1 rRNA gene is annotated in these 2,413 nt (G+C 52.3%); it reads right to left on the reverse strand.

Features of this window, described 5'->3' with window-relative positions:
- Positions 1–2,413 (reverse strand): 23S ribosomal RNA (locus tag VIB_RS17005); the annotation flags it as partial.

Below are 2,413 nucleotides of genomic sequence, written 5' to 3' on the forward strand. Positions count from 1 at the left end.
CAACCCGAACACCAGAGGTTCGTCCACTCCGGTCCTCTCGTACTAGGAGCAGCCCCCTTCAATTCTCCAACGCCCACGGCAGATAGGGACCGAACTGTCTCACGACGTTCTAAACCCAGCTCGCGTACCACTTTAAATGGCGAACAGCCATACCCTTGGGACCGACTTCAGCCCCAGGATGTGATGAGCCGACATCGAGGTGCCAAACACCGCCGTCGATATGAACTCTTGGGCGGTATCAGCCTGTTATCCCCGGAGTACCTTTTATCCGTTGAGCGATGGCCCTTCCATTCAGAACCACCGGATCACTATGACCTGCTTTCGCACCTGCTCGAACCGTCATTCTCGCAGTTAAGCGGGCTTATGCCATTGCACTAACCTCACGATGTCCAACCGTGATTAGCCCACCTTCGTGCTCCTCCGTTACTCTTTGGGAGGAGACCGCCCCAGTCAAACTACCCACCAGGCACTGTCCGCAACCCCGATTAGGGGCCAACGTTAGAACATCAAAACTACAAGGGTGGTATTTCAAGGTTGACTCCACGCAAACTAGCGTCTGCGCTTCAAAGTCTCCCACCTATCCTACACATGTAGGTTCAATGTTCAGTGCCAAGCTGTAGTAAAGGTTCACGGGGTCTTTCCGTCTAGCCGCGGGTACACTGCATCTTCACAGCGATTTCAATTTCACTGAGTCTCGGGTGGAGACAGCGTGTCCATCATTACGCCATTCGTGCAGGTCCGAACTTACCCGACAAGGAATTTCGCTACCTTAGGACCGTTATAGTTACGGCCGCCGTTTACCGGGGCTTCGATCAAGAGCTTCGACTTGCGTCTAACCCCATCAATTAACCTTCCGGCACCGGGCAGGCGTCACACCGTATACGTCATCTTGCGATTTTGCACAGTGCTGTGTTTTTAATAAACAGTTGCAGCCACCTGGTATCTGCGACTCTCAATAGCTCCATCCGCAAGGGACTTCACCGTCAAGAGCGTACCTTCTCCCGAAGTTACGGTACCATTTTGCCTAGTTCCTTCACCCGAGTTCTCTCAAGCGCCTTGGTATTCTCTACCCGACCACCTGTGTCGGTTTGGGGTACGATTTCTTATGAACTGAAGCTTAGAGGCTTTTCCTGGAAGCAGGGCATCAATGACTTCACTGCCGTAGCAGCTCGACGTCGTGTCTCAGCCTAACAAGAAACCGGATTTACCTAGTCTCTTAGCCTACGCACTTGAACCTGGACAACCGTCGCCTGGCCCACCTAGCCTTCTCCGTCCCCCCATCGCATTCATAAGAAGTACGGGAATATTAACCCGTTTCCCATCGACTACGCCTTTCGGCCTCGCCTTAGGGGTCGACTTACCCTGCCCCGATTAACGTTGGACAGGAACCCTTGGTCTTCCGGCGGGGAGGTTTTTCACCCCCCTTGTCGTTACTCATGTCAGCATTCGCACTTCTGATACCTCCAGCAAACCTTACAGTTCACCTTCAACGGCTTACAGAACGCTCCCCTACCCAATACGATAAATCGCATTGCCGCAGCTTCGGTGTATTGCTTAGCCCCGTTACATCTTCCGCGCAGGCCGACTCGACTAGTGAGCTATTACGCTTTCTTTAAATGATGGCTGCTTCTAAGCCAACATCCTAGCTGTCTAAGCCTTCCCACATCGTTTCCCACTTAGCAATACTTTGGGACCTTAGCTGGCGGTCTGGGTTGTTTCCCTCTTCACGACGGACGTTAGCACCCGCCGTGTGTCTCCCGGATAGTACTTACTGGTATTCGGAGTTTGCAAAGGGTTGGTAAGTCGGGATGACCCCCTAGCCTTAACAGTGCTCTACCCCCAGTAGTATTCGTCCGAGGCGCTACCTAAATAGCTTTCGGGGAGAACCAGCTATCTCCGAGTTTGATTGGCCTTTCACCCCTAGCCACAAGTCATCCGCTAATTTTTCAACATTAGTCGGTTCGGTCCTCCAGTTGATGTTACTCAACCTTCAACCTGCCCATGGCTAGATCACCCGGTTTCGGGTCTATATCCAGAGACTGAACGCCCAGTTAAGACTCGGTTTCCCTACGGCTCCCCTATTTGGTTAACCTTGCCACTGAATATAAGTCGCTGACCCATTATACAAAAGGTACGCAGTCACCCCATTAAAGAGGCTCCTACTGCTTGTACGTACACGGTTTCAGGTTCTATTTCACTCCCCTCACAGGGGTTCTTTTCGCCTTTCCCTCACGGTACTGGTTCACTATCGGTCAGTCAGGAGTATTTAGCCTTGGAGGATGGTCCCCCCATATTCAGACAGGATATCACGTGTCCCGCCCTACTCGATTTCACTTTACTGGCGTTAACGGCTACGGGGCTATCACCCGGTATCGCGTGCCTTTCCAGAGCACTTCGCCTGACACCAATAAAG

The sequence above is a fragment of the Vibrio metschnikovii CIP 69.14 genome (genome assembly GCF_000176155.1).
In the GTDB taxonomy this organism is placed as follows: domain Bacteria; phylum Pseudomonadota; class Gammaproteobacteria; order Enterobacterales; family Vibrionaceae; genus Vibrio; species Vibrio metschnikovii.